Genomic DNA, 4,928 nt, shown 5'->3' with positions numbered 1-4,928 from the left:
AATCGACCAACGAGCCATCGGGCGTGATCCGCGCCTTCGACGTGCGCGACGGTCACCTGGTGTGGAACTGGGACAGCGACAAGCCGGACGCCACCGAGCCTCTGGCCCCGGGCGAAACCTACAGCCGCAACTCGGCGAACATGTGGTCGCTGGCCAGCGTCGATGAAAAACTCGGCATGGTTTACCTTCCACTGGGCAACCAGACCCCTGACCAATGGGGCGGCAACCGCACCCCGGGCGCCGAGAAATTCAGCGCCGGCCTCGTCGCCCTGGACCTGGCCACCGGTAAAGTGCGCTGGAATTACCAGTTCACCCACCATGACCTGTGGGACATGGACGTGGGTAGCCAGCCTACCCTGCTCGACATGAAAACCGCCGACGGCGTGAAACCTGCGCTGATCGCCCCGACCAAACAGGGCAGCCTGTACGTCCTCGACCGTCGTGACGGCACGCCGATCATTCCGATCAAGGAAATCCCGGTACCGCAAGGCGCTGTCAAAGGCGACCACACCGCACCGACCCAGGCCCGTTCGGACCTCAACCTGCTGGCCCCGGAACTGACCGAAAAAGCCATGTGGGGCGCCAGCCCGTTCGACCAGATGCTGTGCCGCATCCAGTTCAAGGAACTGCGTTACGAGGGCCAGTACACCCCGCCATCGGAACAGGGCAGCCTGATCTATCCGGGTAACGTCGGCGTGTTCAACTGGGGCGGCGTCTCGGTCGATCCGGTTCGCCAGCTGCTGTTCACCAGCCCGAACTACATGGCCTTCGTCTCGAAAATGGTGCCACGCGAGCAAGTCGAAGCCGGCAGCAAGCGCGAGAGCGAAACCTCGGGCGTGCAGCCAAACACTGGCGCGCCATACGCGGTGATCATGCACCCGTTCATGTCGCCACTGGGCGTACCGTGCCAGGCCCCGGCCTGGGGCTACGTCGCCGGTATCGACCTGACCACCGGCAAAGTCGTGTGGAAACGCAAGAACGGCACCAGCCGCGACAGCTCGCCAATCCCGATCGGCTTCACCCTCGGCGTACCGAGCATGGGCGGTTCGATGGTTACTGCCGGCGGCGTCGGCTTCCTCAGCGGCACCCTCGACCAGTACCTGCGCGCCTATGACGTGAATACCGGTAAAGAACTGTGGAAATCGCGCCTGCCAGCAGGCGGCCAAGCGACTCCGATGACCTACACCGGCAAGGACGGCAAGCAATACGTGCTGCTCGTTGTTGGCGGTCACGGCTCGCTGGGCACCAAGATGGGTGACTACATCATTGCGTACAAGCTGCCGGAATAAGATTTAACGGCGGTAAAACAAAGGCGCCACCTTGTGAAGGGTGGCGCCTTTTTACATAGAGGAGCGCCCAAAATACTCCATCCACGGCAGAGCATATGGCACCAATGAAGGCTATCCTCTTTTGCTCGCGGCTATTTGAGCTTTGATTGACTGTTGTACATCCGCCAACGATGCAAACAGACCGCCAGGTTTCCCACCGGAGTAGACAATCTGGAAACGGTAGCCTGAGTTGGCAGGATCATGTTCCAAGATGGTCCAGCCTCGATAGGTTGTCGTAATAGGGTAACTCATAGTTTATCTCCTTGATTTTGCGCACTTCCCTAGTGTGAGAAATCGCCCTACCAATGTCGTACAACGTTATAAAAACCGTCAACTGTCAGAGTTGACAGGTATTCAATACGCATTCGAGATAAAGACTAATCCGAAGCGGAATATTAACGACTCAGGAAACAGTGCCCCTTCCGCATTAAAACCCAAAGAGCATAAACCCGATCAAAACCCAGCAAAAACGGGCTAAAAAACTGTCAACTATGACAGTAGCGACCCATTTCAAAAAAAGATGAGGATGCAGTCGCATTAATAGTACTTGTTGCCAGAAAAGTAACTGCGCACCTCCTGAGCCCTGGTTCCGGAAGCCGCATTAAATATTCAAGGAGATCAATCATGAACAATATAAGAAACAGGGGCGCTGCGCTCTTGGTAACCATTATGGCGCTGACTGCCTCAATTGTTAAAGCCGACGTACTTACAGACAAGGCAAACAATTGCAATAAAGCGCTGAGTGAGCTGAAGACTATCGGAGTGACGCCTGGCGAATATAGTTGCGAAGCAAATACGAAGAAGGACATGTACTGGCGAGCCTATGCACCAGGGGAGTTATTTAGAAAAATTCTTGATATTTGCGAAGCAAATGGACCAGTCACATCAGTTCCCTATGAATCATCTGAAGTTGTTGCGTGTAACTATTACTCTCCAGCGGGCTTTAGAAAATAACTGCACTACGACTTATTTGGACAAGCAATCCCATAGCTGGTGATGCCGGCCGGTTAGTGCCAAATAATTTGCTTAAAATGGCGAATCTCCTGTGGGAGCTAGCCTGCTAGCGATTGCGGCCTGACATTCAACATCTGTGTTTACTGAAAGTGCCCCATCGCTAGCAGGCTAGCTCCCACAGGTTGAAAAGTGTTTGCTCTTTGGGAAAGGTGCTTGTCCTACAGACGTTGAAAGTGGCGCGGAGTTTTCCGACAAGTCGCGTCGGTTGTGCCTCGGAAATCGGCTGGATAGGCTCTGGGGTCGCTGCAAATTCAGCGAACGGGGGTCGCGGCCCGAGCAGTTCATTCGATTTGATGCATAATCGCCGGCCCAAGCGCTTGCCGCTTGGTTTGATGGTGGCTGTGCGCGGGATACCCTCGGGTATGCCGGGTTTTCCGAATGGCTCGGTCCGCGAACCTGCGTACAGCTGCCTCCTTGCATTGCGTCGCGGCGAGCAAGCAAGGCAGCTCCATTTCTCATTCGGCGCGCCACCATGTTCAAACCAACACCCAATCCCCCCGAAACCGAAAGCACTTCCCCCTACCAATCCCCCGACTCAAAAAAAACGCCACGACGCCGCCGACCGTGCGCAGGACCACTACCTGAAACCACCCGCCAACGCCGACAAGGCCCACAAACCCAGCACCATGTTCCAGGTCACTCCAGACCAAAACAACGAAAGCCTGCTTGCCCACGCCTGCGAATCCCTGGCCTCGGCCAATGTCATGACCAGCGACATCGCGGCATACGTCGACAGCCCACAGCGACATACCATCCTTGCGATCCAGCCACCATTTAATAGTTAAAGCTAACCAGCACTAGCGTTTTTCGCTATTTATGCAAAGACATTGTTAGATTCCAATAGGCTTCCCATGCCGAGCTGAAGAATCTCGCCACCGGCCCAGAGGCCACCAAGGTCAAAAACTATCCAGCCCCAAACACACAACCAGAAACACACCCGCCCCATTGAAACCACCCCACCCCTGCCCCATCTAACACCCCATACCCCATTGCGCAGGTGCCCCATGACCGACCAGCAAGATCGCCCGGACAACCACGACGATTACGAAACCGACCACATCGAACACACCTCCTCCGGCACCGGCCTGGCGCTGCCCGGGCAAAACCTGCCGGACAAGGTCTACATCATCCCGATCCACAACCGTCCGTTCTTCCCGGCCCAGGTCCTGCCGGTCATCGTCAATGAAGAGCCGTGGGCCGAAACCCTCGAACTGGTCAGCAAGTCCGAACACCATTCCCTGGCCCTGTTCTTCATGGACACGCCCCAGGAAGACCCGCGCCATTTCGACACCGGCGCCCTCCCCGAATACGGCACGCTGGTCAAGGTTCACCACGCCAGCCGCGAAAACGGCAAACTGCAATTCGTCGCCCAGGGCCTGAGCCGTGTGCGCATCAAGACCTGGCTCAAACACCATCGCCCGCCGTACCTCGTCGAAGTCGAATACCCGCACCAGCCCACCGAGCCGACCGACGAGGTCAAGGCTTACGGCATGGCACTGATCAATGCGATCAAGGAGCTGTTGCCGCTCAACCCGCTGTACAGCGAAGAACTGAAGAACTACCTCAACCGCTTCAGCCCCAACGACCCGTCGCCGCTGACCGACTTCGCCGCCGCGCTGACCTCGGCGACCGGTCCCGAGCTGCAAGAAGTGCTCGACTGCGTGCCGATGCTCAAGCGCATGGAGAAAGTCCTGCCGATGCTGCGCAAGGAAGTCGAAGTCGCGCGCCTGCAAAAAGAGATTTCCGCTGAAGTTAACCGCAAGATCGGCGAGCATCAGCGTGAGTTTTTCCTCAAGGAACAGCTCAAGGTCATCCAGCAGGAACTCGGCCTGACCAAGGACGACCGAAGCGCCGACCTCGAACAGTTCCAGCAGCGCCTCGAAGGCAAAACCCTGCCGGCGCAGGTGCAGAAACGCCTCGAGGAAGAAACCCACAAACTGTCGATCCTCGAAACCGGCTCGCCGGAATACGCCGTCACGCGCAATTATCTGGACTGGGCAACATCGGTGCCGTGGGGCGTGTACGGCGAGGACAAACTCGACCTCAAGCACGCGCGCAAAATCCTCGACAAGCATCACGCCGGTCTGGACGACATCAAGGATCGCATCCTCGAATTCCTCGCCGTTGGTGCCTATAAAGGCGAAATCAGCGGCTCGATCGTGTTGCTGGTCGGCCCGCCAGGCGTGGGTAAGACCAGCGTTGGCAAATCCATCGCCGAATCCCTCGGCCGGCCGTTCTACCGCTTCAGCGTCGGCGGCATGCGCGACGAAGCCGAGATCAAGGGCCACCGCCGCACCTACATCGGCGCGCAGCCGGGCAAACTGGTGCAAGCGTTAAAAGACGTCGAAGTGATGAACCCGGTGATCATGCTCGACGAGATCGACAAGATGGGCCAGAGCTACCAGGGCGACCCGGCCTCGGCGCTGCTGGAAACTCTCGATCCTGAGCAGAACGTTGAATTCCTCGACCACTACCTCGACCTGCGCATGGATCTGTCGAAGGTGCTGTTCGTCTGCACCGCCAACACCCTCGACTCGATCCCCGGCCCGTTGCTGGACCGGATGGAAGTGATTCGCCTGTCCGGCT

Annotated in this window: 3 protein-coding genes and 1 pseudogene; all 4 read left to right on the top strand. The window is 57.5% G+C overall.

Features of this window, described 5'->3' with window-relative positions; all coding sequences use genetic code 11:
• Positions 1 to 1,289, top strand: a 1,289-nt coding sequence (locus OQK_RS16525; RefSeq protein ID WP_038861015.1) for an outer membrane protein assembly factor BamB family protein, incomplete at its 5' end; no start/stop codon positions are given.
• 663 nt (positions 1,290 to 1,952) lie between these two features.
• Positions 1,953 to 2,282, top strand: coding sequence for a hypothetical protein (locus OQK_RS29985; RefSeq protein ID WP_123444242.1), 330 nt, complete (start codon positions 1,953 to 1,955; stop codon positions 2,280 to 2,282).
• Between the two features lie 532 nt (positions 2,283 to 2,814).
• Positions 2,815 to 3,109, top strand: a pseudogene (locus tag OQK_RS29355) (DUF6124 family protein); the annotation flags it as partial.
• A gap of 237 nt (positions 3,110 to 3,346) precedes the next feature.
• A partial coding sequence (locus OQK_RS31375; protein WP_038861014.1) for an AAA family ATPase occupies positions 3,347 to 4,928 on the top strand: 1,582 nt, incomplete at its 3' end.

The sequence above is a fragment of the Pseudomonas sp. R62 genome (assembly GCF_000257605.1).
In the GTDB taxonomy this organism is placed as follows: domain Bacteria; phylum Pseudomonadota; class Gammaproteobacteria; order Pseudomonadales; family Pseudomonadaceae; genus Aquipseudomonas; species Aquipseudomonas atacamensis.
This window is presented reverse-complemented; position numbering and strand designations above follow the sequence as displayed.